This window comes from Halalkalibaculum roseum (assembly GCF_011059145.1).
Classification (GTDB): domain Bacteria; phylum Bacteroidota; class Rhodothermia; order Balneolales; family Balneolaceae; genus Halalkalibaculum; species Halalkalibaculum roseum.
On the sequence record NZ_JAALLT010000001.1, the window covers coordinates 33955 to 60231 of the forward strand.

The 26277-nt window shown below is 46.3% G+C and carries 22 protein-coding genes; 13 read left to right on the top strand and 9 right to left on the bottom strand.

Annotation, left to right across the window (positions count from 1 at the left end):
* Positions 1-5418: a helicase HerA domain-containing protein gene (locus G3570_RS00135; RefSeq protein ID WP_165138011.1), complete on the top strand. Its 5418-nt coding sequence runs from the start codon at positions 1-3 to the stop codon at positions 5416-5418.
* On the opposite strand, the gene G3570_RS00140 is transcribed toward G3570_RS00135, so the two are convergent.
* The 3 genes from G3570_RS00140 to G3570_RS16320 form a co-directional block, all read right to left on the bottom strand.
* Positions 5408-6079, bottom strand: a complete 672-nt coding sequence (locus tag G3570_RS00140) for an HhH-GPD family protein (RefSeq protein WP_165138012.1) — start codon at positions 6077-6079, stop codon at positions 5408-5410. The two genes, G3570_RS00135 and G3570_RS00140, sit on opposite strands and share 11 nt — an antisense overlap.
* A 403-nt stretch (positions 6080-6482) precedes the next feature.
* Positions 6483-7550 carry a calcium/sodium antiporter gene (locus tag G3570_RS00145; protein ID WP_165138013.1) on the bottom strand — a complete coding sequence of 356 codons (1068 nt, stop codon included), beginning with the start codon at positions 7548-7550 and terminating at the stop codon, positions 6483-6485.
* 1117 nt (positions 7551-8667) lie between these two features.
* Positions 8668-8820 (bottom strand): hypothetical protein, encoded by a 153-nt coding sequence (locus G3570_RS16320; protein ID WP_249066520.1) that lies wholly within the window; start codon positions 8818-8820, stop codon positions 8668-8670.
* Between the two features lie 223 nt (positions 8821-9043).
* On the opposite strand from G3570_RS16320, the gene G3570_RS00150 reads away from it, so the two are divergent.
* Entirely contained in the window at positions 9044-10531 is a 1488-nt protein-coding gene (locus G3570_RS00150) for a S9 family peptidase (protein ID WP_249066537.1), read from the top strand.
* An 897-nt stretch (positions 10532-11428) separates the two neighbouring features.
* On the opposite strand, the gene G3570_RS00155 is transcribed toward G3570_RS00150, so the two are convergent.
* A complete protein-coding gene (locus G3570_RS00155; protein ID WP_165138015.1) occupies positions 11429-11908 on the bottom strand; it encodes a hypothetical protein in 480 nt (159 codons plus the stop codon).
* Positions 11909-12275: 367 nt separating this feature from the next.
* Between G3570_RS00155 and G3570_RS00160 the strand changes: the two genes are divergently transcribed.
* The gene (locus G3570_RS00160; RefSeq protein ID WP_165138016.1) at positions 12276-12536 is read left to right on the top strand and encodes a GIY-YIG nuclease family protein; all 261 of its coding nucleotides are present in this window, start codon (positions 12276-12278) and stop codon (positions 12534-12536) included.
* Between the two features lie 41 nt (positions 12537-12577).
* On the opposite strand, the gene G3570_RS00165 is transcribed toward G3570_RS00160, so the two are convergent.
* From G3570_RS00165 to G3570_RS00175, 3 genes are read right to left on the bottom strand one after another with little or no spacing between them, the layout of a single operon-like run.
* Complete coding sequence (locus G3570_RS00165) at positions 12578-13033, bottom strand: (2Fe-2S)-binding protein (RefSeq protein WP_165138017.1); 456 nt, start codon at positions 13031-13033, stop codon at positions 12578-12580.
* Between the two features lie 35 nt (positions 13034-13068).
* Positions 13069-15267, bottom strand: a complete 2199-nt coding sequence (locus G3570_RS00170) for a xanthine dehydrogenase family protein molybdopterin-binding subunit (protein ID WP_165138018.1) — start codon at positions 15265-15267, stop codon at positions 13069-13071.
* A gap of 11 nt (positions 15268-15278) precedes the next feature.
* Positions 15279-15734 (bottom strand): (2Fe-2S)-binding protein, encoded by a 456-nt coding sequence (locus tag G3570_RS00175; RefSeq protein ID WP_165138019.1) that lies wholly within the window; start codon positions 15732-15734, stop codon positions 15279-15281.
* Positions 15735-16050: 316 nt separating this feature from the next.
* Here G3570_RS00175 and G3570_RS00180 point away from each other — a divergent pair, with 316 nt between their 5' ends.
* The 10 genes from G3570_RS00180 to G3570_RS00225 are packed head-to-tail and all read left to right on the top strand — an operon-like array spanning position 16051 to position 24503.
* Positions 16051-17199 carry a cysteine desulfurase family protein gene (locus G3570_RS00180; RefSeq protein ID WP_346267192.1) on the top strand — a complete coding sequence of 383 codons (1149 nt, stop codon included), beginning with the start codon at positions 16051-16053 and terminating at the stop codon, positions 17197-17199.
* Positions 17196-18350: an XdhC family protein gene (locus G3570_RS00185; RefSeq protein ID WP_165138020.1), complete on the top strand. Its 1155-nt coding sequence runs from the start codon at positions 17196-17198 to the stop codon at positions 18348-18350. The genes G3570_RS00180 and G3570_RS00185 overlap by 4 nt, the downstream gene beginning before the upstream one ends.
* Positions 18347-18952 carry a nucleotidyltransferase family protein gene (locus G3570_RS00190; protein ID WP_165138021.1) on the top strand — a complete coding sequence of 202 codons (606 nt, stop codon included), beginning with the start codon at positions 18347-18349 and terminating at the stop codon, positions 18950-18952. The genes G3570_RS00185 and G3570_RS00190 overlap by 4 nt, the downstream gene beginning before the upstream one ends.
* A 21-nt stretch (positions 18953-18973) precedes the next feature.
* Positions 18974-19213, top strand: a complete 240-nt coding sequence (gene moaD / locus G3570_RS00195; RefSeq protein ID WP_165138022.1) for a molybdopterin converting factor subunit 1 — start codon at positions 18974-18976, stop codon at positions 19211-19213.
* Positions 19176-20246, top strand: a complete 1071-nt coding sequence (moeB, locus tag G3570_RS00200) for a HesA/MoeB/ThiF family protein (protein WP_249066539.1) — start codon at positions 19176-19178, stop codon at positions 20244-20246. Before moaD ends, moeB begins: the two co-directional genes overlap by 38 nt.
* Positions 20243-20686, top strand: coding sequence for a molybdenum cofactor biosynthesis protein MoaE (locus G3570_RS00205; protein WP_165138023.1), 444 nt, complete (start codon positions 20243-20245; stop codon positions 20684-20686). The genes moeB and G3570_RS00205 overlap by 4 nt, the downstream gene beginning before the upstream one ends.
* Positions 20687-21583: a bifunctional molybdenum cofactor biosynthesis protein MoaC/MoaB gene (gene moaCB, locus G3570_RS00210; protein ID WP_165138024.1), complete on the top strand. Its 897-nt coding sequence runs from the start codon at positions 20687-20689 to the stop codon at positions 21581-21583.
* Positions 21576-22568: a GTP 3',8-cyclase MoaA gene (moaA, locus tag G3570_RS00215; protein ID WP_165138025.1), complete on the top strand. Its 993-nt coding sequence runs from the start codon at positions 21576-21578 to the stop codon at positions 22566-22568. The genes moaCB and moaA overlap by 8 nt, the downstream gene beginning before the upstream one ends.
* Positions 22568-23731, top strand: a complete 1164-nt coding sequence (locus G3570_RS00220) for a molybdopterin molybdotransferase MoeA (RefSeq protein WP_165138026.1) — start codon at positions 22568-22570, stop codon at positions 23729-23731. Before moaA ends, G3570_RS00220 begins: the two co-directional genes overlap by 1 nt.
* Before the next feature lie 16 nt (positions 23732-23747).
* Positions 23748-24503 carry a sulfite exporter TauE/SafE family protein gene (locus G3570_RS00225; RefSeq protein WP_165138027.1) on the top strand — a complete coding sequence of 252 codons (756 nt, stop codon included), beginning with the start codon at positions 23748-23750 and terminating at the stop codon, positions 24501-24503.
* Between the two features lie 109 nt (positions 24504-24612).
* On the opposite strand, the gene G3570_RS00230 is transcribed toward G3570_RS00225, so the two are convergent.
* Both G3570_RS00230 and G3570_RS00235 read right to left on the bottom strand, forming a co-directional pair.
* On the bottom strand, positions 24613-25149 hold the full coding sequence (locus tag G3570_RS00230) for a hypothetical protein (protein ID WP_165138028.1): 537 nt from the start codon (positions 25147-25149) through the stop codon (positions 24613-24615).
* A 272-nt stretch (positions 25150-25421) separates the two neighbouring features.
* Positions 25422-26084 carry a hypothetical protein gene (locus G3570_RS00235; RefSeq protein ID WP_165138029.1) on the bottom strand — a complete coding sequence of 221 codons (663 nt, stop codon included), beginning with the start codon at positions 26082-26084 and terminating at the stop codon, positions 25422-25424.
* Positions 26085-26277: the final 193 nt, after the last annotated feature.

Here is a 26277-nt window from a genome sequence, read left to right on the forward strand (position 1 = left end):
ATGAGTAAGTACGTACAAGCGTTAATTGATGAAATAAAAGATAATGTTGACTTAAGTGGAGGCCTTGTTAGAGTAAGGATAAAAAATATTCCTGCTTTAATTCAGGAAGGGATAGCAAATTATATCTTAAAAGCTCCAAGGGGGTTAGAAGCTGACGGAACAAACTTCCACTTTTATTTCAGTGCGGATAAAATCCAAGCTGATATCAACAAAAGGATATATACTGATAGTGCGGTTAAGCAAAGGAATAAAGTTAAAGAGGGGGTTCTAACAACAGTTTATGAACCGGGTATTGTTGAAGAGAAGTCGATGCATGAAGCATCTCTTGTCATAAATAAATATCATGATCTAAGTAAATGGTATAAGTCAGATCTCTTTGAGAATGTTGGAACTGCAATTTTGAAAGAATTTCCTAATCAAACTAAGCTGCTGAATGGATTTAGGAAATATGCTAAAGAACTTTTGAAAGGTTCTAATGGATATTCAAATTTATGGGAAGTTATCAAGCGATTAGATTCATTGGAGATCAAGCATTTAGATCAAGAAAATTATTTGCCCAATATTTTTCTAAAAATAGGATTGCCTTGCCCTACAACAAATGATGATATAGAATATACATTTGAGCATTGCACAGATATTATAAAGTCGATAGGCGATTTAGTTTCATCTAAATCTTATTTGGGTCTAAAAAATGATTTATTAGAATATATTGAAAGCGTTGGACTTGAGGTAAAAAGAGAACCGATAGGATCTTTTTATGATTACTTACTAGGTAGTCAGGCCAATGCGTTTGAGTTTGGGAGTCAACCCCTGGTACACTACATACTTAGTAATAATGAATCAGCAGACTGGTGGTATAAATTAGACCAAACTTTTTGGGAGGGATATTTAGAATATCTTTCAGGAAGCAATAAAAAGATTGAGGTTAAGGTACTAAATCGAATCGCTCAAGATTTTATTAAAGATGGTGAGCCTATTCCGATTGAAGGTAATATTGTAAGATTAGAAATAAACAATTTTGATAAACTTCAAAATCTAAAGCTTGTATATGGTGGAGAAGAACAAGAAGCTGAAGAAAATACTATTGATTTAAATATAACTCCCCAAAAAAATCGGCACTGCATTGTAAGATTTGATGCGGATAACTGTAAGCCCCTAACTTTAAAATTAATTCCAATTGGTGGGAGTGAAGAATCATTTCAAGCTGTAGCGGTCTACGATGAAAAGCCAACTATTCTTACTGAAAAGGGAGCAGAAATAGAGTGTATAAATGATGGTGGTTATATCAAAGGTTTTATTATTTCTGCCCTACAAGAAGATATCGAGCTTTATTGTAAAGAAGCAGTCAGCTCAAATAACGGCAGTGAAAATAACTATAAAAATTTAAGGCTTAAGCCTGTAAAATTTTACGAGTCTGTTACTATTTTTGAGTTTCTTTATTCTTTTGGAGAAGATGAAGAGTTAGGTTTTAAATTAGATGCTGTCTCTGAAGTATATAATTGGGATGTAATAGGTGAATCGAATGAGAGAAGTACGAAAGTAAATTCAGAGTTCAGGAGATTAATCGAAACCCACTATAATGAGAAGTCTGGGTACAAGTTTGAGTCCGATCGTCCAAGAAATCTTGGCAATTTGGAAGATGAAGCTTTAACTCATCATGGTAAGCCTTTTGCAATTTCTGTTGAAAATGTACTTAAAAAAAATTCAGTAAAAGAGTTAAACTCCCTGCCGATCGGTGTTCCTGATATAGATATTCCGAGTGATTTAAATAATCTTAGAAATGGAATTATATCCTCTCTTGAAGATACGGTAGGTATCAAAAGACCAGATATTAGGTCTATTAGTTTAACCGAAATTGATGGCTTAGGTGAACAGATCCGGGCATATCTTTCAGCATATAAAAAATGGTTAGATAAAACCGACCTTGCCTCTTGGTATGATGTCATAATGTTAGTTGATGGAGATCAAGACAATACTAATGAAGAGTTTAGGCGTCATTGTGCTTATATCTTGGTATCTCCATATCATCCCGTGCGTTTGGCTTGGCAATACCGGGCACAATCAATTATGAAAGATTGTCTGGAGCTTGAAAATAAATGGAGATATTGTCCCTACGCTGCAGTTATTGATCCTTCTTCTGTTGCTGCAATTTTTGGGCTCACTACGAGTAAAAATGATCCCTTAGGAGATGAGCAAGTATTATTTAAATCAATTTCTAGTGATGATGACTATTGGGGTATTTATAAAAATGAGGAAGCTACTCTAGCTATCGATAAAGAAAATACTTTAGAAGCCCTTGAGGTAATTGGGTTTTCTAATTTAGATGAAAAGGTATCAATCCTAACACAGAATCATATTAATTCAAGCCTGAAAGATGTTAATAAACTTTTGCAAACCAGGTCGACAATTAATGTGTTGGTACAAGGGGGAACCAAAAACAATCAGAACCTAACTCAAGGTCTTAGTGATTGGTTAGGTGGAAAGTTATCAACTCAGGATAATACTACTAATTTAAACGAGTTAATTACCAACTCTTTTTTAAATATCGTTCCAACTAAATTACATGTTTTTGATGATCGAGATCGAAAGCTACAGCCGGAAGAAGATGAATTGCTTCACTATTACCAATCTCTAGATGAAAAGATATACTGGTATGATAGAGATAAGTTTGAAGCAAATGTGGATGATGATAAATCAAGAAATTATGATATAACTTTATTATTAAATATTGATCAAAACAAACCGGTATGGAAATCGGAACCCAGAGGAGATTCAAATCTTAACGGCTGGGGATCTCTATACTGTTTTAATCCATTATCAGTTGCCTCGATAACTTCTCAAAATAATAAAGAGGGCAAGGCTGGAAATATTATTGAATACTACAGTTATCCTAAAGGTCTGGATCAGGCTAATACAATTGAAAATGATCTTTGGGCTGTTCAAAATATTCTTTCTTTAAACACTAAAAAGACACAAAAAATTGTTCGCCCCCATGATAAACCATTAAGAATGGCAACTGCTGATTCAACCTTTGCTGCAGTGTCGGCTGGTTCATTTAATTCAGGCTTCCTTTCGGCTTCCAGCGATTCTTACCTTTGGGATTTTCAAATGCCCGAATTTGGTAATAAAAGGGGGAGCCATTTAGGGTATTATTTATTAACGAGTGACACTGATCAAGGTTCTCAAATACGTGTTAGTATTGAGCGTTTTTTGACACAGGTTTTACCTGCTGAATCCTATGATGTATCGACTGTCACCGAGAATATTTTAAGTCGTTATAAGTCATTAGGTTTGCCAATGCTTAGAAATTTGGCTTCAGGGGGGAATCGTGCTAGGGGTGAAATTGGTCTAATGATGGCTATGGAGATATTAGATCAATTGCTTGCTAGGCTAGATACTCAAGAAGAAAGTGAAACAGAAAATTCCTTGTTCTTAACCATACCTTTAGACCCATTTCAGAATATCCTAGATTTAATTTTTAACAAAAGAACAAGGAAAAATACCCGCCCCGACTTGATCGTTTTATGTATAAATGATGGTAATGGGGAAGGTCTAGGAGTTAAGATTACTCCTGTCGAAGTCAAGTATCGTTCAGGAAGACTAAACCCACAAGAACAAGAAAATGCGTTGGACCAAGCAAGAAATTTTGCTGAGGATTTAGGCAAGCTTTTTCAAAAAGCTAGAGAAAGTGCTTTATGGGACCATTGTTTTAAAAATTTAATTGGTTCAATGGTGGACTTCTCCTTTTCCACTCAATTAATTAATTCTGAAAGTGGCTACGTAACGGGCGATGAGAAGAAAAAGATTGTTGCTAAGTTTTTTAGATACTTATCTCTTGGAAATCTTTTTAAGTATGATTCTTTAGATATTGATAAATATGGCAGGCTAATTACTTTTGAATATGGTAGAAATGAAGACGATAGCAACTATAATGAATTGAATAATATATTCTCTCCCAAAGGTTTTGACGATGTGTTTTTAGTATCTAAGCAAAATACTATGAAAGTTCTGGAAACTGGGGGAGCTACTTTAGCTAATGAATTATATGAGCAAGTTGGAGATTGGGATTTTAAAAGTTCAGTGCAAGGTAATCAGCAGCAACCTTTGATTAACAAAGAACAGGGAAATGGGGCTACGGAAAAGGCCAAAGAAGAAATGGAAAAAGAGAATGGAAACTCTACCGAGGAAAATAACTTTGGAAAATCCCAAGAAAAAGATGGTCAATCATCATTGGTAAAAGAACATGACGAAACTGGTGGTATAAAATTTAAGGTAGGAACCTATGACACGGGATTTAAAAAGGAAGATATTCACTATTGGCCAAGTAATACCAATTTAACACAATTAAATACTGGTGTCTTAGGGAATTTAGGTACGGGGAAAACCCAGTTATTGCAAACCTTGATACATAAAATATCAATAAGTAAAGGAAATAATCGCGGTATTACCCCGAAGGTATTGGTTTTAGATACAAAGCGGGATTATGCCTCCCTAGAAGAACCCGGGAATGAAGATTTTGTAAAAAGTATAGATGCCAAACAGTATAAACCATATAGGTTGCCTATTAACTATTTTGATATTAGAGGGTCTAAGGACGAGAATCCAGCTTATACCAAAGCTAGATTATTTTATGATTTTTTAAGTAAGATTTACGGGGGAATTGGTCCAAAACAAGAAACTGTAATACTTAATAGTGTTATTAAATCATTCGAGGATGCTGGTTATAGTAGTAGTATGAATGACTATAGCTCTATAAGGATACCTACAATAAAGACGGTACTAGAAAAGTATAAGGAAATTACAGATGACCGTCAGGATGCTCCAAGATCTATAATGGAGAAATTAGTGATGAGTGAAATGTTTGAAACGAATCCTGACAAAATTGTGCCATTTGATAAATTCTTTGACAAATCGGTTATAGTTTCCTTGGCATCTATAGCGAATCTCGATAAAGATTTGAAACTAGCAATGATTGTATTCTTATCATTATATCGAGATTATATGCTAAATGTAGAAAAACATCCTTTCACTAATGGAAGCCCCAGTTTACGTGTTATTGATAGTTATTTAGCAATTGATGAGGCTAATTTAGTAATGGACCTAGATCTTCCAATCCTAGAAGATATTATGTTAAAAGGTAGGGAGTTTGGTGTGGGGGTTATCTTAGCGACTCAATATTTTCAACACTTTCCTAAGAAATATCGTGAAGCGTTGAATACCTGGTTTATACACTCAGTACCAGATATTTCAAAAGCTCAACTCGAATCGATTGGTTTTACTGATATTGGGAATCATTTTCCGAAGAAGATTAAACAACAAGGTAAATTTGAATGTCTTTATAAAACCTTCAATTACGATGGGGCATTTATTAACACATTGCCTTTTTACAGGTTAGTTGAAGGGGGTTTTAGTTCTTGATGTTATTGAACCAATGGCATTCATCATTCAGCATACATTCCTGACATTTTGGATTCCTTTTTCTACAAATTAAAGAAGCGAAATCAAGTATAGCCCAATTAATTTTTTGATGTTCAGAATGATCGACAATCTCTTTCGATAGCTTCTGTAAATAGGGGTCATATCTAATATCAGCAAGTTCTCTTGGACCAAAGAATCTTTCAAGTACACGCGCCATATTAACATCTAAAAGGGGAGCTGGCTTTTCATGAACATATGATATTATTGCACTAGCAATATATTGGCCTATAAGTGGTATTTCTTCGAGTTCTTCTCTGACAATAGGAAGGTTATTTTCAGCATCTGTCATCTCATCGGCAAGCATCTTTAATCTTTTAGCTTTTTGCCGATATAACCCAAATGGTCTTAAAGCTTCCTCTAACTCTTTAGTTTCCTTCTCATCAATTTCTTTCCAAGAGGAGAACTGCTCTAAAAAATTATAAAATTTATTCGAGACAGTTTCTGCTCTTGTTCTTTGAAGTAAAACTTCTGCAATAATTAACTCATAACTTCCTAGATTTTCTTTTCTCCAAGGGAATGAACGTCCATTTTTCTTAAACCAATCTAAAATCTCGTTCTGGAAAAAGGTTATTGTTTTTTGATCTATTTTATCCAGACTCATGAAAAGAAAAAGTTTAGTAATAAAAATTTAGGTAACAGCCAGATAATATAACTTTGGTATCCCTATAATTACTCAAAACATAGTGACATTTTCCCCGAAACATAGTGATGTTTTATTCCAAACATCACTATGTTTTCCTCAAAAGATGCTGATGTTTTTCTTGAGCTTTCAAAATCGCCTTTCAGTTAAATTGGGCCATTTTTTATGCAGGTAGGATTACTGCAGAGATTATAATAATAACTCCGGTATGGACTTCACCAAAGATCCCTAATTCCAATGGCTGGTGGAGCATGGATGATAACTGTCGAGGATTGGGAATTGAAGTTGTGTCTTCTACCGGAAACTACCGAATGGTCACGTTGAACGAGCCTGGGCATAGATGATCATTATATCTACTTAGACCCTAAACGGTACTTCCTCGCTTGCGATATTCCTGAATAGATACCACCAAAAGGGTGATAGCTGTCAAGGGGATAACAAAATATAGCATGGCATTGCTGAATATAGCCAGGCTCTCGTACCGGCTTGCCGCCATTACAAGATAGAACGTGTATGCTAGGTAGTACCCTAGTAAGAGAAGTCCCTCCCAGCGATTGATGGTACCTCCGGTAAAAAATATGGGAAGGCAGGCAAAGGCTACGGCAACCATAATCGGGATATCAAAATAAAAGGCCCCTTCTATGACGGGGATGCCTGAACCGGAAAAGATTCCCGCCAGACCTAAAACTCCCACTATATTAAAGATATTGCTTCCCACTACATTGCCGACCGCAATATCCCGCTCCCCTTTTACTGCTGCTATGATAGATGTGACCACTTCCGGCAGGGAGGTTCCTGCCGCCACGACCGTCAAACCTATTACTATTTCACTTACCCCCAGGTAGGTTGCAAAGGATACAGCTCCATCAACAAGCCAGCGCGAACCAACAATAAGCAGTAAAAGACCTCCAACGATAAATAGGATTTGCACTAACCGGTTCCCTTCACCGGTTGAAGGGGAAAGCGCACTCTCGTCAACTGACTGGCCGGACTTGGTTCCCTGATAAATCAGATACCCTATATAACAGATCAAACCTGAAAGAAGCAGCCAACCGTCCAGGGAGCTAATGGTTCGATCTATGGCAAACAGCAGAACTGTTATGGATAGGGCAATCATCAATGGAACATCAAACTTTATCAGCTGGCTGGATACCCGCAGAGGTATTATGAGTGCCGATATGCCGAGTATGAACAATACATTGAAAATGTTGCTACCAATAACATTACCCAGAGCGATGTCTGCCTGTCCCGACAAAGCGGATTTTATGCTGACGGCAAGTTCCGGAGAACTGGTTCCGAAAGCTACGACCGTCAAACCAATAATCAATGGGGATATTCCGAATTCAGATGCCACTTGCGAAGCACCGCGTACCAGGAGTTCAGCACCGACAATTAAAAATATCAGTCCGACCAGGAAAAAGAGTAAAGTCATAAGTAATAGTTCACCTTAATTGAACGGTTCAATATAAGCCAGAGCTTCCCGGCTCATCAAGAACACAAGGACAGGTACTGGTACAGATCAGAATGGAACACGGAAACCGCGGATGAGGCGGATTCTCGCGTGACGAATGATACATAATAATTCGAATCTGTGTAGATCTGTGGCATAAAAATGTAGTGTTACTTTTGTCTGGCCAAAAGTAACCAAAAGCCACCGGGGGTATTGAGGTGTTGTATTAATTATAATGGTCATTTGAAATTTGCTCATCTGCATTCAACGCTTTTACGTTGAACTTTCCCGCAATACCCCCGGACCCCCGTTTTAGTTTACCCTTTATCCGCACTTGGAGTTGTGAGGCAGGNTTAATTATAATGGTCATTTTAAATTTGCTCATCTGCATTCAACGCTTTTACGTTGAACTTTCCCGCAATACCCCCGGACCCCCGTTTTAGTTTACCCTTTATCCGCACTTGGAGTTGTGAGGCAGGTGCTTGCGGAGGGGACGTGAAGGCGGGTGGGTGTAAAAACACACCGATGAGTTTTTTGAAGCAATTGACGACCGTGATGGATCTTTGTTTTTACCCCGCCAAACGGAACCGACGCCCTACCGAGCAAATCCTGGCGGCACGTTTTTCCCGAAGGGATGCCTTTGGCAGCGGTACTTTTGCGTGTCAAAAGTACCATTATATTACTAGGGGTCACTTATAATGCTGATGCCCGCGGATTTGTTAATATATTAATTCAAGTCTGTGCAAATCTGCGACTAAATAAAACGAGCCGACCTCCAAGTCGTTTTGGGGTTCCATTCCCGCTTAAAATTACGTTACTTACCCTTGCTCGGTGGTCAAACCAAAACTTCCACACTCACCAAATTGATAACCATTATGAATGTAAAGAATATCCGGTTAGCCTTCTTTTCTGCCATCCTATTGCCGGTACTCCTGCTGGTTTTAAACTTCTCAGTCATTGCCCAACAGGCGGAGCGGGAACTCCACAATCCTACATTTGAAGAGGTGCTCTCGCTGAAAGGGTCTGCGGATGTGCAGATTTCCCCGAACGGCCAGCACGTGTTGTACAGGTCCGGCGCGGTGGAGTGGGACGACAACCGCTACGACTCGGAGCTGTGGCTTTCCAAAAACGGGGGCACGCCCATTCCGCTTACCAACAATGTGGATGGAAGCAGTTCTTCTGCAACCTGGTCACCCGATGGGAAGTGGATTCTGTTCAGCAGAAGTCTGGAGGATAAGAACCGCATTTTCATTATCAATCCCGTGGGCGGTGAGGCGCATCCACTGAGCTACATCGACAAGAGCGTGCAGGATTTTGAGCTCTCCCCGGACGGCAGTACCCTGGCTTTTACAGTGCAGGATGAGCCCTCCGAAGAGGAGAAAACCATCAAGGAGCGCTATGGCGACTACGCGGTGGACAACGAGGATTACCAACTGAGTCGTCTCTACACGGTGGATTTTGATCCGCATTATGCCATGAGCGAGCCGGTGCCCTGCATGCAGGATACCACCTATACCACTTGTCCGGAGGCACCGGAGTTGAAGGCCCATCTGGAGGATGCGGAGTTTACGGTTACGGGCGTTTCCTGGTCACCCGATGGCAGCAAGCTGGCTATCAACCACCAGCCCGATCCCATCATCACCAGTTTCCTGCGCTCGGATATTTCACTATATGATCCGGAAAGTGGGGAGCGAACCCCTGTCGTGACCAATACGGCCATCGACGTCTTCAGCGACTGGTCGCCGGAGGGGGATGCCTTTATCTATTCCAGCAGCGTGGACAACGACAGTACCAACTTTTTCACCAACAGCCGGTACTTTATTTACGATCTCGAGAGTGGCAACACCCGGGAAGTGGCGACCAATTTTGATGAAAACCTCGGCAACATCACATGGTCGGATCAAGGAATTTATGCTACCGCCTACCGTAAGACCACACGTCCGATGTTTCTTCTGGATCCTGAAAACGGGGAAGTAACACAGGTTGATCAGGGCAAGCGTCTGGTCTTTGATATATCGCTTTCAAAAGACGGCAAGCGCGTGGCTATTCGCGGGCGAGACGGTGATGAACTGAACGAGGTATACCTGGGCAGTACCGGCAATTTTGAGTTGAAGCAGCTCACCGATTATAACAGTCAGTTGGAAGGCTGGGCTACCGTGCAGAGCGAGGTCGTTTCCTGGGAAAGCAAAGACGGCGCCGTCATCGAAGGGGTACTGCACAAACCGCAGGATTACGATCCATCCAAGAAATACCCACTATTGGTTGCAATTCATGGGGGACCGACGGGCATCTCCCTGCCGGATCCTACTCCTGCCTATGTTTACCCTATCGTACAGTGGGTGAACAAGGGTGCGCTGGTGTTACGTCCCAACTATCGCGGCTCGGCCGGCTATGGGGAGGAGTTCCGTTCGTTGAACGTGCGCAATCTGGGCGTGGGTGATGCCTGGGATGTGCTGTCGGGCGTAGATCACCTGGCGGAAGAGGGGCTGATCGACACCGCCAGGCTAGGTAGCATGGGATGGAGTCAGGGTGGGTATATTTCTGCTTTTCTGACCACCTACAGCAACCGCTTTAAAGCGGTGAGTGTGGGGGCGGGGATCTCGAATTGGGTGACTTATTATGTGAATACGGATATCCACCCTTTTACCCGGCAGTACCTGAAGGCGACGCCATGGGAGGATATGGAGATCTATGAAAAGACTTCGCCGATGAGCTATATCAACAATGCCACCACGCCGACGCTGATTCAGCATGGGGAGAACGACCGGAGGGTGCCCATCCCCAACGCATACGAGCTGCTGCAGGGGCTGCAGGATGTGGGTGTGGATGCCAAGATGATTGTGTATGAGGGCTTTGGACATGGTATCTCCAAACCCAAGGAGCGACTGGCGGCGATGTGGCACAACTGGCAGTGGTTCGGTAAGTACATCTGGGGCGAGGATATTGCCCTACCAGTTGAATAGAACCCCGACACAAGTCGGGGCAGGCACGAAGGCCACGGGCGATACTGATGTCCGCGGGTTTATTGATTATTATTAAATCGAATCTGTGTAAATCTGCGGCAAGAAAATGCTCTGTTTTTAATACTCTGCTCCGTAAATAAGCATTAGCTTGTAATAAATGATCACTGTTCATTTTTGACTGGGCAAAATCGAACCAAAAACCCACCGGGGGGCTTGAGATGTTGTACTGGTTATAATCGCTCTGTTGATTTTGCTCTTCCGCATTCAATGCTTTTACGCTTAGCTTTCCCGCAATACCCCCGGACCCCCGTTTTAAGTGTACAGAGACAGTGTGTCAGTGATCAGCTTAAAGGTCTGTTGGAAATTTAATCGTCGGGAGTAGAACTCCCTCAAAACGAGGTGGGTTAATAGGTTTTCCACACTTGGAGTTGTGAGGCAGGTGGGTGCGGAGGGGATGTGAAGGCGGATGGGTGTAAAAACACACCGATGAGTTTGTTGAAGCAATTGACGACCGTGATGGATCTTTGTTTTTACCCCGCCAAGCGGCACCGATGCCCTGCCGAGCAAATCCTGGCGGGTGTTTATTGTTACTTTTGGCGGCCAAAAGTAACAATAAAGAATACTTATGCTATTGTATAGAATGGAGTCATAAGGATTTTGAGAATATATTAATATACCCTTCTGTGTAAATCTACGGTCAAACAACTACTTTAAAACGAAAACCTCATCTTAACGCTGGTGCCGGTGGCTTCGAGGTGTAAGGNGTGTTTATTGTTACTGTTGGCGGCCCAAAGTAACAATAAAGAATACTTATGCTATTGTATAGAATGGAGTCATAAGGATTTTGAGAATATATTAATATACCCTTCTGTGTAAATCTACGGTCAAACAACTACTTTAAAACGAAAACCTCATCTTAACGCTGGTGCCGGTGGCTTCGAGGTGTAAGGTTCTTATGGGCGATTGGAAGGTGCCTCTACTTTCGTAATTATAAAGTTCTACCGCACTTCTTCTCTGCGAACGGGCGGAGGTCCCTATGATGAGTCCTACAATAGTCAATCCTGAACCAACTCCGATCAGGGTATAATTTGCTTCTGCTTCATGGTCGAAAAAATCCATGCCCTCAATCCATCCGGCCATAATCAGAGAAATACCCCCAAGTGAAACCGGTAGCGACAGATAACCTGTTGCAACTCCCGATCGCATCATCTTATGTATTTCGGGATATGGCTTCATCAGATCCATGACTTCCGACATTTTCAGTTTCTTCCCCTGTAGATAGTAGTTGTCTTTTTTTGTCTCTATGGTCTGGGCATGGGAGGCGACGGAAAGGAAAAAGAATAGGAGAAGAAATAAGGAGGTTATTGCGTGTTTCATCGGTTTGTGCTTCGTTGAAATCTACACAAGCAGATTAGAGATTTGGAGAGAGTTTTTCATTCCCTAAAATTTCTTTTGGGAAACAAGGTTATGGAACACGTATGCCCGCTAATAATGCGGATATTGGCGAGTTTTAAAACTATTATTTTTCTCATCAAACACTTTTATTGTCATCCCGAGCCTAGTCGAGGGATCTCATCCGTTATATTAAGTTTTATCATTTCTGAGCGGATGAGATTCCCCCACTTACGGTCGGAATGACACCAAAAACGATTTATAATTCTTAATTAGAATAACATTATGAAACCTGCGAGAAACCGCATTGTCTGTGGTTTCCGTGTTCAATTGTAGATCTGTGGTAAAAAAAATGAATAGCTGGTTTGTATATATGATACGTTGCGCGAATGGGAGTTTGTATACGGGGTGTACGAATAATCTCATTCGGCGATGGCACGAGCACCGGGAGGGCAACGGGGCCAAGTACCTTCGCATCCATGAGCCGAGAAAGGTGGTCTTTGTGGAGGAGCAGCCTGATCGATCAGAAGCCTGCCGGCGCGAGTATCAGATTAAACAGCTAACGAAGCAGGATAAAGAAGACCTTATAGAACACGAATTTTCACAGATATAAAATCTGCGGAAACCCGCCGATTCCGTGGCCTCCGTGTTCCATCAACTCTTTGCCGCGGTTTTGATCGCTTTTCGAATTCTCAGGTAGGTACCGCAACGGCACAGATTCCCGCTCATAGCCGATTCAATCTCCTCATCACTCGGATCCGGATTCTGCTTCAGCAGCGCGGCGGCGCTCATAATTTGACCCGCTTGGCAATAGCCGCATTGGGGTACATCATGCTCCAGCCAGGCCTGCTGTACAGGATGATCCCCTTCTTCAGAAAGTCCTTCAATAGTCGTCACTTCGGAATCCCCGACCGCCGATACCGGCAGGGAACAGGAGCGGATAGCGTTGCCGTCGAGGTGCACGGTGCAGGCCCCGCATTGAGCGATACCGCATCCGAACTTGGTACCGGGCATGTTCAGGTGATCCCGCAGCACCCACAGCAGGGGCGTATCGGGCGTTACATCGACTTCGTGTTTCTCATTGTTGATCGTGAGTGTAAAAGCTGCCATAATGTGTGTATTTAGCGGTTAATGCTTTCTGATTGTTAGGATTCCCGCGTTGCCATCTCCTGTTCTGCTACCATCAAGGGCTGATTGTAATAACGCTGGCCGGTAGCCTTGTAGAGGGCATTCGCCATGGCGGCCATTACGGGCGGCAAGGGAGGCTCTCCCAGTCCGGTGGGATGCACATCGCTATCCACAAAGAAGACTTCAATTTCTTGAGGCGCTTCCGGATTTCTGATGAGCCGGTAGTCGTTGAAATTGTCCTGATCGGGAGTACCATTATCAAAAGTCAGCCTGCTGTAAAGGGCATGTCCCAGTCCGTCCACAATACCTCCTTCCACCTGGTTGATGGCGCCTTCGCGGTTAACCACGATACCGCAATCCACGGCGCACCACACTTTCTGTATACGGTGGGAATCTCCGTCTTTCACTAAGTCAACCACCTGGGCCACATAGGAATTGTGGCAGTAGTAAGCGGCCACGCCACGGTACACACCGGGCATCTCCTTATCCCAGTTCGATTTCTCGCGAACCAGCTTAAGTACGCCGGCATAACGCTCGGCATCATAATCGTTGTCTTCGCCCACCGGATTCTTCATGGCCCGGTCGAAAAGCTCCAGACGGAAGTCAATGGGATCCTTGCCGGCCACTTCAGCCAGCTCGTCGATAAAGGACTGCTCAGCGGCCGCCGTGAAGTTCGATCGCGGGGCGCGCCATGCACCGGTGGTGATGTTGGTCTCCACTCCCACATTTTCTGAAGAGTAGTGATCAACAGCTCCTGCCGGATAGCGGTTTGCAAACAATGGGCTCGAAGGAATTCCGGCTCCTTTGGCCTGGAAACTCTGCAGGTTTCCATTGTCATCCAGCGATGCTTTATAGTTGATTGCGTAAGCGGGACGGTAGGTACCCTGGGTCATGTCGTCTTCGCGGGTGTAAATCAGTTTTACCGGTCCGCCGATCTTTTTGGAGATCGCAGCGGCTTCCAATCCGAAATTGCCATATAGCCTTCGTCCGAAACCACCGCCCATGCGGGTCATGTCGACCATAATATTCGATTCGGGAATACCCAGCAGCTGTGAAGCCGACCCGCGCAGTTGTTCGGGAGTTTGAATCGGGCCGATCAGTTCGGCACGGTCGCTGCTCACATCTGCAAAGAAATTCATCGGCTCAAGGGTATTGTGGGCCAGGAAGGGTGCGGTATACGTGCGCTCCACGACTCGTGCGGCCGATTCCGCCACGGTCTCCGGCGTTCCGTCTTTTCGTTGCACCTCTCCGGTGCGGTCGGTAATGGCTTCCCGGAGCTTGCGGGTATGATCCGCGCTGTTTTCCAGGTCACCGGTAGTTTCCCACTCTACCTTCAGGGCATCTTTGGCTTTTTTGACCTGCCAGGTGGTCTCACCGGTAACGACAACCAGCTCATGGAACGCATTGACGTCCGACCACTGCGGTTCCCCGATAGAGGTGTTGATGGTGAACACATCATAAATGCCCGGCATCGACTTCGCCTCGGTGGCGTCAAAAGATTTCATTTTCATGCCGAAGGAGGGGGGATGCTTGATCATGGCGATGGCCATCCCTTCGCGGGTAAAATCAAGTCCGAATAAAGGCTTACCCGTGACAATCTCCTTGCCATCGACATTTTTGATGTACTTACCGATCAGCTTGAAATCATCGGGATTTTTGAGAGGGACTTCCTCGGGCACCGGAATATTCACGGCTTCGGAAGCGACTTCCCCGTATCCAATGGTGTCGCCGGTGTTTTTATTGGTGATAACACCGTCAGCGGTGCTAAGGTTATTGACATTGACGCCCCATTTCTTGGCAGCGGCTGCTACTAATAAGTATCTGGCAGTGGCTCCGGCCATCCGCAGACTGTCCCATCCCTGTCGAATGGATTGGCTACCGCCGGCAAGCTGGCGGGTATACTTGCTCGTATTCAGGGGAGCCTGTTCAACCTTCACCTGTTCCCAGTCAACGTCGAGTTCTTCGGCCACGATCAACGGCATGGAGGTCTTTACATTCTGACCTATCTCCGGGTTAGGCGAGAGAATAGTCACCGTGCCGTCGGGCGCAATTTGTATATAGGCATTGATATCGAACATCTCATCCGGGAGATTTTCGATGTCGCTGTCGCTAGCCAATGCCGACATCCAGCTGAAGCCGACCATGAGTCCCCCACCGCCCATTGCCATAGTTTTCAAAAAAGATCTTCGTCCCATCGATGTTTTTGCGCTTCCCATAATACTGGTATTTAAGTGTTAGCAGCTGATTTAATGGCCTTTCGAATTCTCAGGTAGGTGCCGCAGCGGCATAGATTCCCGCTCATGGACGATTGAATATCCTCGTCGCTCGGATCCGGGTTTTGTTTCAGCAGCGCGGCGGCGCTCATAATCTGTCCCGCCTGGCAATAGCCGCACTGGGGCACGTCATGCTCCAGCCAGGCTTGCTGAACGGGATGATCCCCGTCTTCGGAGAGTCCTTCAATAGTGGTGACTTTTGCATCGCCGACTGCTGATACAGGCAGGGAGCAGGAGCGGATGGCATTGCCGTCGAGGTGTACGGTACAGGCCCCACACTGGGCGATACCGCATCCGAATTTGGTGCCGGGCAGGTTCAGGTGATCCCGCAGTACCCAGAGCAGAGGCGTATCCGGGGCAACATCTACCTGCTGCTCCTTGCTATTAATGGTGAGCTGAAATATCGCCATGGCCACTTGTTGTTTATTAACTAAACCCGGACGTGCAACTTATTGTATTAGCTGAGGATCACAGATAATTACAATAATCAAACAAATGCTTTCGACTTTCAAACATTTTTAAACTTCTTACCCGGTGCAGCTTTCAAATAAACAAATATTCTCTATTTTTGCTAGTAAGGAAATTGTTTTAACAAAGAAAAATCAGATAGTTCTGCAAGATGCGCCGGTCCGAAATCGATATGGATCGTCCGGGTTAGATAAAACTTCCAATACAAGGTGCATGGAAATGCAGAACAGAGCAATTCGAAACAACCGGTTATAATCCGTGAAGAAGATCTATTTAGATTATAATGCCACCACTCCTGTTGACCCGAGGGTCATGGAGCATATGCTGCCCTATTTCACCGAGAAATTCGGGAATGCCTCCAGCATCAACCATGCCTACGGTTGGGATGCAGAAGAAGCGGTGAGCATAGCCCGTGATCAGCTTGCACGGCTGATAGGGTCGAAGCCCAGTGAAATTATCTTCACCTCCGGTGCCACTGAGGCGGTTAACCTGGCTCTGATCGGGGCATGCAGGGCGAACGCGGAAAAGGGAGATCATATCATCACCTGTGTTACCGAACATAAAGCCGTACTTGACACCTGCCATGAGCTGGAAGAGCGGGGTATTGAGGTCAGCTACCTGGAGGTGGATGCCTCAGGCGCTATTGATTTAGAGGAACTTAAGAATGCCATTACCGGCCGTACCATCCTGGTGAGCCTGATGCATGCCAATAACGAGACCGGTGTCATTCACCCGCTGAAAGAGATTGCTGAAATTACCCGAGAGCACGATGCTTTATTGATGACCGATGCCACGCAGTCCGTTGGAAAAATATCTGTTGATGTTGAGAAGCTGGGTGTAGACCTGGCTGCTTTCTCCGCGCATAAATTGTATGGTCCAAAAGGCGCAGGGGCGCTCTATGTTCGCCAGGAACCGAAGGCAGAGATCTCACCCGTGCAGTTTGGCGGGGGACAGGAAAAAGGATTGCGCCCTGGTACCCTGAATGTGCCTGCCATCGTGGGTTTTGGAAAAGCCTGTGAACTCTGTGCCACCGAGATGGAAGAAGATGCAAAACGCTTGAGCCAATGGCGGGACCGGCTGGAAGAGGAGTTGTTGGCATTGGGTGATGTGCGGGTCAATGGAAAGAAGTCGATGCGGCTGCCGCATATGACCAACCTCTCCTTCGAGCATATTGACGGCAGCAAGCTGCTTCGCTCACTCAGGAATTTGGCGGTTTCCCAGGGATCGGCCTGCACCTCGGGGACGGTAGAGCCTTCGCATGTCTTAAAGGGCATGGGACATTCGGATGAGCTGGCCCTCTCCTCCCTGCGCATCGGACTCGGCCGTTATACGGAAGAGGAAGAGATAACCATCGCCATTGACACCATCAAAGAATCTATAGACCGTTTACGACTGGCAACTTCATGAAAGAAACCGAATCCATTATAACCGCTTACGAGAAAGCAAAAGCTGCCGGACAAGGTTGCGTGCTGGCCACGGTCGTGCACGTAGAAGGGTCTTCGTACCGCAGGGCCGGGGCGCGCATGCTGGTGGATGAATATGGGATGATGACCGGGGCTATCAGCGGCGGTTGCCTGGAAGGCGATGCGTTGCGAAAAGCACTGCATGCCCTGGAGAAAGGAGAAAATAAACTCATCACCTACGATACCAGCGATGAGGATGACGCGGTGATCGGGGCCCAGCTGGGATGCAACGGCATCATACAGGTGCTGTTTGAACCCTTGGATTTTGAGGATCCCCATAACCCGGTAGAGCTGCTGCGCAAGGCGGTAGAAAGCGGGGAAAAGGCGGTGATTGTATCGCTGTTCAACCTGCAGAAAAGCAAAAAACAACCAGGCACCAAACTGATTTTCAATGACGAACAGCAAATCACTGAACTGGAGGAAGACGCGGAGCTGGAGCAACAGATTATGGACGACGCTCGAAGCGTGATCGGGGGCAAGTATTCGCAGTTCATTGCCTACCATAGCAAAGGCGAGCAGCTGCATGCCTTCCTGCATCTCTATACCCCACCGCCCTCGCTGGTGCTGGTGGGAGCCGGCAATGACGCGCAGGTTCTTTCGGAGATGGCGGAAATATTGGGCTGGGATATCAGCATTGTGGACGGGCGGCCGTCCCACGCCAGTACCGACCGCTTTTCCAACTCCTGCCAGGTCATCGTGAGCAAGCCGGAGGAAGTACTGGAGAACATCAGCATCAATGAGCGGACCTCTTTTGTATTGATTTCGCACAACTACAACTACGACCTGCAGGTGTTAAAACTGCTGCTGGACATTCCTAAAATTCCCTACATCGGTATTCTTGGTCCCAACAAGAAGTACCAACGAATGCTGGATGAATTGAAAGAGGATGGCATAGAGCTCAGTGATAAACAATTGTCCAGAATATATGCTCCTGTCGGGCTGGACATTCAGGCCGATACGCCTTCAGAGATTGCGCTCTCCATTCTTTCCGAAATACAGTCGGTATTGACGGGGGCACATGTTTCGCATCTCAGGGAACGCGAGGGCGACATCCATGACCACAAACAAAGCGCATTCAAGGAAGTAGAGCTATGAGTGATGACAAAGATACCGGGGTTATTGTACTCGCAGCCGGGTCCTCCTCCCGCCTGGGCGAGCCCAAGCAGCTGGTGGAGTTCAAGGATCAGCCGCTGCTGCAGAAGGTTATTAAAGAGTGCGAACCTTTGACCTTTGGTTCCGGCATCATTGTGCTTGGGTCCAATGCGGAAGAGATTCAACAGCAGATTGATCCGGGTTCCTTCACTTTTGTGATCAATGAGAAATGGCGGGAGGGCATTGCATCCAGCATCCGAAAAGGTGTGGAGGAGACGCTGAAAAATCATCCCGATACCGAAAACCTGTTGTTCCTGCTCTCCGACCAGCCCTTTGTGAGTACGGAGCTGATCCGTCAGCTGTTGACTGAACATAGGAAGGAAACCAAAGAGATCACGGCCAGCTCTTATAAGGGAGACATCGGCGTGCCGGCGATTTTCTCAAAGTCCTTGTTTCCCCTGCTGCTGGAACTCAGCGGGGACCAGGGAGCAAAAAAAATTATGAAACAGCACCCTGAAAGGGTGGTTGCGGTTCCCTTTGAGATGGGTCACTTTGATGTGGATACCCCGGAGGACCGGAATGAACTACACAATTTTGAATCATAAACCCGTTACGCAATCACTGCCATGAGTATCACCGTAAAGTATTTTGGAGCGGTAGCCGAACAGACCGGTACTTCCGAAGAAGAGCTTAATCTGGATGAAACCGGAAACAGCGTAGCGCAACTGAAAGCCTATTGCGTACAGAAGTACGATCTTGAAGAGGAGGAGACCATACAACTGGCCGTCAACCAGGTGCTGAATGCCGGCGAAAAGCTGGAAGAGGGCGATGAAGTGGCCTTTTTGCCACCCTATGCCGGAGGCTAATGAGATGCTGACACCCAACCAAAAAGAGAAATACAGCCGCCAGATACAGCTGCCAGAACTCGGGATCGAGGGTCAGGAAAAACTGCGCAATGCTCGGGTGCTGATTGTAGGCATGGGTGGGCTGGGCTGTCCGGTTGCGCAATACCTGTCTGCTGCCGGAGTGGGTATGCTGGGACTGATGGATTACGACCGGGTGGACCGGTCCAACCTGCACCGGCAGATTCTTTTCTCGGAAGAGGATGTCGGCAAGCCTAAAGCCGAAGCGGCCGCGGAGGCTCTCCAACAAATGAATGGCGAGCTTGAAACCGTCACGTATTCAGAAGGATTAACAACCGGAAATGCACTGGCGGTCTTTGAAGAATATGACCTGATCATCGACGGGACCGATAATTTTCAATCGAAGTATCTCATCAATGATGCGGCCGTGAAGAGCGGCAAGCCGTGGGTCTATGCCTCCATCTATAAGTACCAGGGTCAGCTCTCGGTGTTTAACTACAAAAACGGACCGACCTACCGCTGCCTGTTTCCCAAAATAGCCTCCCGGGATATCAGTTGTGCGGAGACGGGCGTGCTGGGAGTGTTGCCCGGCGTGCTGGGTACCTTGCAGGCGGCAGAAGCCATCAAAATCATCCTGGATCTCGGGGAAGTTCTTTCGGGTAAGCTGAAAGTGGTGGACACCCTGACCATGCAGGATCATGTGATTCGATTCAACAGAAACGAGGAGCAGGTGGCCCGCGTGAAAGAACGGGATTTGGAACTGGAGGCGATAAACTGCACTTTAAAGAACCGGGAAACGATCTACCTGGATATACGTGAGCCGTATGAACAACCCAAACCGGAATCCGAGAATATCCTGCATATTCCCATGAACCAGCTGGAGGAAAGGCATTCGGAAATTCCCAAAGACCGGGAAGTGCATGTGTACTGCCAGTCAGGGGTCAGGAGCCGCAAAGCGATTCGGTTATTGAGTGAGAAATACGGTTTTACAAACCTGCACAATGTCACGGAAGGCATTCAATCGATTATACAATGAGCGAAAAGAAGATTAAAAAGGTATTTGTGGAAGGTGCCATACCACCCGACAAGATCGCCGGTTCTATAGCGCACCACCAATCGAAAACCGGTATCGGTGCACACAGTATCTTCTTGGGACAGGTGCGGGCGGATGTCATCAATGAAAAGAAAGTGGCCGCCATCGAATATACCGCCTATGAGGAGATGGCCGGGAAGAAATTTCATGAAATTAGGGAAGCGGCTTTCTCCAAATTCGACCTGACCTGCGCCCATATTTACCACAGTCTGGGCACGGTGAAAGCGGGTGAGATTTGCTTGTTTGTGTTTACCTCATCGGCCCATCGAAAAGCCGCGACGGATGCCTGCAGCTACCTGGTTGAGGAGATTAAGGCGAAAGTGCCCATATTCGGCAAGGAATTATTTGAAGATGAAACGCACCAGTGGAAGGTGAATCAGTAGATGGTAGATATCACTCATAAATATAACACCCTTCGCGAGGCCACGGCCCAGGCGGTCGTCAGGACCAGCAGTCAGAAGACCATTGATGCCATCCAAAACGATGCGGTGCCCAAAGGCAATGTCTTTGAAATGGCCAAGACGGCCGGACTGCTGGGCGTAAAGAAAACACCGGAACTGCTTCCCGATTGCCATCCCCTGCCCATTGAGTATGCGGGCATTGAATATGAGATCGAGGGACTGGAGATTGTCATCCATATGACGGTAAAAACGATCTATAAAACAGGCGTTGAGGTGGAGGCCATGCATGGAGCCAGTGTGGTGGCCCTGACCATCTACGATATGCTGAAGCCCATTGACAAAGGGGTGGAGATTCGCAATATCAAGCTTTTGAAAAAGAGCGGTGGGAAATCTTCCATCATCTTTTCCGGCAAGGGACTGACCGCCAAAGTTGTGGTCTGTTCCGATTCGGTATCCAAAGGCGAAAAGGAAGATCGATCCGGCAAACTGATCGTTGAGAAGATGGAGTCGCTGGATATCTCTGCCACCCGCACGGTCATCCCCGACGAGGCCGCTGAGATCGAGGAGCAACTCAAAGAGTCGGATTCGGATCTATTAATTTATACCGGTGGCACGGGCGTCGGACCCAGGGATGTCACCCCGGATACGCTCCGTCCACTGCTAGATACCACACTACATGGAGTGGAAGAGCAGATGCGCCGCTACGGTCAGGAGCGTACACCCTACGCCATGCTGTCGCGTTCTGTCGCGGGAATTAAGGGTGGGAAGGTCGTACTGGCCCTACCCGGTTCATCGAAAGGCGCCGTTGAATGCCTGGATGCCATTTTCCCTGCACTCTTGCACATTTTTGAAATTCTAAAAGGGGCGCGTCATGATTAATCCGGAACCTCAAATTATCGATAGCTTCGGACGGGAGCATACCTACCTGCGTATCTCGCTGACCGACCGCTGCAACCTGCGCTGTTTCTATTGTATGCCGGAAGAGGGCATTGAGCTGACCGACAAGGAAAATGTCATGACGCTGGAGGAGATCGTAGCCATCTCCAAAACCTTCACGAAGCTGGGAGTGGATACCATTCGACTGACGGGAGGCGAACCGCTGATCCGGAATAACTTTGAATTCCTGGCACGGGAGCTGGCGAAACTGGGTGTGACCCTGAAGCTCACCACCAACGGCATTGTACTGAACAAGCATTTTGAACTTTTCCAGGAGATCGGCCTGAAGAGAATCAATATCAGCCTGGATACCCTCGACAAGGCCAAGTCGGTGTTCATCGCCAAGCGCGATTACTTTGACCGGATCATGGATAACATCAAACAGGCCATTGCCTATGACTTCGATATCAAGCTGAATATCGTATTGATTAAGGGCGTGAATGATATGGAGATTAACGACTTTATTGCTCTGACTGAAGATCAGAATATTGGGGTGAAGTTCATTGAGTTTATGCCATTCAAGGGCAACGAATGGGACTGGGACAAAGGGATCAGCAAAGAAGAAATTTTAAAGACGGTACGTTCTAAATACAGTGAGATTGAAAAACTGGAAGATCCCGAGCACAGTACCTCAGCCAACTACAAGGTTAAGGGATTTAAAGGCAGTTTCGGTATTGTGAGTACCATCACCAATCCTTTTTGCGCCGGCTGCAACCGCATCCGGTTAACAGCAGACGGCAATATGAAGAATTGCCTGTTTGCCACGGCGGAAACCGATCTGCTGACGCCCTTCCGAAATGGGGAGGCCATTGATGAGATCATCCTGGACGCTATCAAGGATAAGAAGTTTTCGCGCGACGGTATGGATGTGGAGATGAAGAAGGAGCATTACGAGCAGAACCGCTCCATGACCTCAATAGGAGGATAATGATTTCCATTGAACAGGCTTCGGAAATTATTCTCGGTCAGGATACAGAGCCCGTACCCATCGAAGTATCGCTAGAAGAAGCCCGGGGCTATTACCTGGCCGAAGAGATTACCTCCCCGTTCGACCTGCCCTCTTTTGATAACTCCGCCATGGACGGTTATGCGGTCTGCGGAGAATCGAGTACCTACCGAATCGTAGGTGAAATTCAGGCGGGCTCCGGTGACGAGTACGATCTCCAGCCGGGAGAGGCGGTGCGTATCTTTACCGGCGCGAGGGTTCCTCCTAATACGACATCTGTAGTGATGCAGGAGAAGACCAGAGTGGACGGGGCCGTGCTCTATGTCGACGATTCGGTGGATAAAGGAAGCAATATACGGCGCCGGGGCAATGAGCTGAGCCTGGGAGAAAGGGTGTTTTCACCCGGACATTATCTCTCCCCCGCTTCTATCGGGCAAATAGGTTCGCTGGGCATGGATACGGTTAGGGTCTACCGTAAACCGGATATACGCATTATCAGCACGGGGGATGAGCTGATACCTCCCGGAAGAAAGAAGAAGGAGGGTCAGATCTATGAATCCAACAGTTATGCCCTGAATGCGGTTCTGGAACAGTATGGTTTTTCATGTCTTGAGCGCACGCATATCAGGGATGATTTCAAGGCCATCAAGGAGGGCATTTCCGGTTACCTCGATAGATCGGACGTGCTGCTGCTCTCCGGTGGGATCTCGGTCGGCGACTACGACTTTGTAAAACAGGCCCTGGAGGAGAACGGCGTGGAAGAGCTCTTCTACAAGGTCTATCAAAAACCCGGAAAACCGCTTTTCTTTGGGAGAAAAGGAGACAAATTTGTATTTGCCCTTCCGGGTAACCCGGCCTCCTCGCTGACCTGTTTCTATATCCACGTGCTACCCCTGCTTCAAAAACTGAGCGGGGCCGAGGATCCGGGACTGCAGAGAATTCTGATTCCACTGAAACACACCTTTGATAACAGGTCGGACCGCCCCATTTTTCTCAAAGCAAAAGTCGAGGATCAAACCGTCACCATTCTGAATAGGCAGAGCTCCTCAATGATTCAATCCATGGCCATGGGCAACTCGCTGGTCTTTTTTGAGGAGCCGGGAAAGGTACCAAAGGGCGAAAGGGTTACCACCATATTGATCTGAGATGAAAAGCTAAAACATGAGTATTGATTACCTGCCCTACATCTTCTTTCTCATTGCGCTCTTCTACAGCTCCGTGGGCTTTGGCGGTGGATCGAGTTACCTGGCGGTATTGAGCCTGTTTATGAGTGAGTTTTACGAGATACGATCGACAGCGCTGGTGCTGAACGTCTGTGTGGTGACCATAGGTACTATAATATTTATCCGGAACCGGGTCTTTGATATCAAGGCATTCTGGCCCTTTCTCGCTGCCAGCATTCCCATGGCTTATTTCGGAGCCCAGTTGCAACTGACGCAGAAGGCCTTCTTTCTGATCCTGGGCTCGGCACTGCTGATGGCCGGACTCTTTATGATCCTGAAATTTGTGGCCTATAAGCTGAAAAACAAGACATTCAGCATTCCCAAAAAGCTCTCGCTTGGCGGTAGTGTGGGCCTCCTAGCCGGCATCTCGGGAATCGGTGGAGGCATCTACCTGTCGCCGCTACTGAATCTAATGGACTGGAAAAACCCGCGCACCATCGCCTCGCTGGCCTCCATCTTTATCCTGGTAAACTCAACAGCCGGACTGGCCGGTTTGGTGATAGCAGGTACTTTCCAGGTGAACACTGATCTCATTGTTCAGCTGGTCATTGCCGTTGTTCTCGGGGGCAGCATCGGCTCCTACCTTTCCAATGAGAAGTTCAATGTGCGCATCATCGGCATCCTGACGGCCATACTGGTTGGATACGTCGGCCTGCGCCTGGTATTGCTGCATGGGTTCGGCATTAGGATCTAAAATCAGAGATCATGCCGTTTTGATCTAAGACCCCATCTCTCAAATATCTAAAGCCTGCTCCGTTTACCAACAGCGTTCATATAAGTAAGACACACTGAAAACACTTCACCTAGGGACAAATCACGCCATGGTATTCAAGGTGTGAAGTGGCCAAGCCAGGATCAGACAAGTCAGTGATGCCATGATAGGTCAGGTTGCCCTTTCTTGCTCCATCTACAATTCGTGCCGTTGTGTTTATGCGTAACAACGGTGGCTTTACAGCTACTACATCGACTTCGAGTTGTATGGTTTCACCGATAATAGATTCGACATTTCCGCCCGTTACCTCCCAGGTTTGTTCACCGGGCAGGAATAGTACGGTACCGTGAGCACTCGGTGGTCCTGTGACCAGGGTTACCACAGTACCCTCTACGTCACCGGAGATGGTTCCGGAGAGGGGAGTACCGGTCTGGTCTATGGAACCTGATACTGTCTGGCATGTTAAATTATTGGCATTCCAATGATTGGATTGACTTACTGTTACATCATCTGATCCATTTACGGAATCAATTACGGTGTCACTGCATGCAGAAAAGATCAGAATAAGTGATGCAACTATGCTCGTTAGCGAAAGCTTTCTTGCTGTATTTAGATTGGAATATTTCATGGCTGCTCCTGTTTATAGTTTTAAATAACAGGCAATAGAATCAGCAGACTTCGGCGGGCAATGAAGGTCTGTAGAGCTGAAATATTTTAGACAAATGAGATAATTACCGCTGGTTAATCCATTTTAATTAAACATTTACCTTATTTCAACTAATTTAATTAGGAAGTGGTAGGTTGCCTCTCGAACAAGAAGTTTAACGTGTGCATCATAAGATTCAGAATTTAGAATAAGAGATCTAGCCGGAAGTATCCCCAGACGACATGCCAGACCAGTTAGTACACCAGCCGGAACAGGTACATCGACACAAAATCATAGCGCTTGAAGAGCCATAGTTGGGTGAGGTTTATCAGGAAAATATAAACGCCCACGTAGATGTCGGTCCACATCAGATCTTGAGTGCCGAATCCGGAGAGTACCTGGTACTGGGGCTCCAGGAAGGCCACCAGGATGATGACCGGCCATATTACATCTTTAAGGCTCCATCTCTTCACAGTCTTAGTAGTGAGCCACAGCAGCAGGGTCAGGGGAAGCAGATGAAAGAGGATCTCCACCACAAAGCCGATGGCCGGGTAGAAGAGCAACGAGAGCGGGAAAGGTAAATTGATCCCCTCAGGAAAGGGTGATATGAGGTCGATCATAATAGTGATCACTCCGAAAACCAGGGCCAGTGCCGCTGCAAGTATCAATCCCTCAGTATTTTCTTTACGGTACACCCGAAGCCAGTTTTTTGAAAGGTGTATCCAAAACAGCAGCAATCCCAGCACCACATAAAAAGTAGCGAGCACTAAGGGATTGGTATCGCCGAAAAAAAGCCGGAAAGGAGTGCTGTCGAGGGTATTCATGACCCAAAATAATACCAGTACTACCAGGGAGATAGCCAGGTAGATGGTATATTGGTAGAGCTTTTTCTTTCTATGTTTACCGGCATTGGGCATGGTAAATACTCCGTAAAAAGATTTTTAGGGATTGGTCCTCTCACGTATTGGATCAAATAGCGGCCGTACACGGATCTAAAAGTGTACTTCCCAGTACTTGCTCAACATATCACCAATTTACAAAACAGGGTCACATGGGTGTGTAATCATCCCTGCCCGCTACCTGTAATAAATGGCTGAAATTATCTATAAG

Bases quoted from the DNA above. Each gene is read 5' to 3' on its own strand.
- G3570_RS00135 (WP_165138011.1), top strand. From the start codon at position 1: ATGAGTAAGTACGTACAAGCGTTAATTGATGAAATAAAAGATAATGTT.
- G3570_RS00140 (WP_165138012.1), bottom strand. From the start codon at position 6,079: ATGAGTCTGGATAAAATAGATCAAAAAACAATAACCTTTTTCCAGAAC.
- G3570_RS00145 (WP_165138013.1), bottom strand. From the start codon at position 7,550: ATGACTTTACTCTTTTTCCTGGTCGGACTGATATTTTTAATTGTCGGT.
- G3570_RS16320 (WP_249066520.1), bottom strand. From the start codon at position 8,820: ATGAAAATGCGGTTCTTATCCTCCAGACTTCTGCTGAACAGAATCCAC.
- G3570_RS00150 (WP_249066537.1), top strand. From the start codon at position 9,044: ATGAGCGAGCCGGTGCCCTGCATGCAGGATACCACCTATACCACTTGT.
- G3570_RS00155 (WP_165138015.1), bottom strand. From the start codon at position 11,908: ATGAAACACGCAATAACCTCCTTATTTCTTCTCCTATTCTTTTTCCTT.
- G3570_RS00160 (WP_165138016.1), top strand. From the start codon at position 12,276: ATGAATAGCTGGTTTGTATATATGATACGTTGCGCGAATGGGAGTTTG.
- G3570_RS00165 (WP_165138017.1), bottom strand. From the start codon at position 13,033: ATGGCAGCTTTTACACTCACGATCAACAATGAGAAACACGAAGTCGAT.
- G3570_RS00170 (WP_165138018.1), bottom strand. From the start codon at position 15,267: ATGGGAAGCGCAAAAACATCGATGGGACGAAGATCTTTTTTGAAAACT.
- G3570_RS00175 (WP_165138019.1), bottom strand. From the start codon at position 15,734: ATGGCGATATTTCAGCTCACCATTAATAGCAAGGAGCAGCAGGTAGAT.
- G3570_RS00185 (WP_165138020.1), top strand. From the start codon at position 17,196: ATGAAAGAAACCGAATCCATTATAACCGCTTACGAGAAAGCAAAAGCT.
- G3570_RS00190 (WP_165138021.1), top strand. From the start codon at position 18,347: ATGAGTGATGACAAAGATACCGGGGTTATTGTACTCGCAGCCGGGTCC.
- moaD (WP_165138022.1), top strand. From the start codon at position 18,974: ATGAGTATCACCGTAAAGTATTTTGGAGCGGTAGCCGAACAGACCGGT.
- moeB (WP_249066539.1), top strand. From the start codon at position 19,176: ATGAAGTGGCCTTTTTGCCACCCTATGCCGGAGGCTAATGAGATGCTG.
- G3570_RS00205 (WP_165138023.1), top strand. From the start codon at position 20,243: ATGAGCGAAAAGAAGATTAAAAAGGTATTTGTGGAAGGTGCCATACCA.
- moaCB (WP_165138024.1), top strand. From the start codon at position 20,687: ATGGTAGATATCACTCATAAATATAACACCCTTCGCGAGGCCACGGCC.
- moaA (WP_165138025.1), top strand. From the start codon at position 21,576: ATGATTAATCCGGAACCTCAAATTATCGATAGCTTCGGACGGGAGCAT.
- G3570_RS00220 (WP_165138026.1), top strand. From the start codon at position 22,568: ATGATTTCCATTGAACAGGCTTCGGAAATTATTCTCGGTCAGGATACA.
- G3570_RS00225 (WP_165138027.1), top strand. From the start codon at position 23,748: ATGAGTATTGATTACCTGCCCTACATCTTCTTTCTCATTGCGCTCTTC.
- G3570_RS00230 (WP_165138028.1), bottom strand. From the start codon at position 25,149: ATGAAATATTCCAATCTAAATACAGCAAGAAAGCTTTCGCTAACGAGC.
- G3570_RS00235 (WP_165138029.1), bottom strand. From the start codon at position 26,084: ATGCCCAATGCCGGTAAACATAGAAAGAAAAAGCTCTACCAATATACC.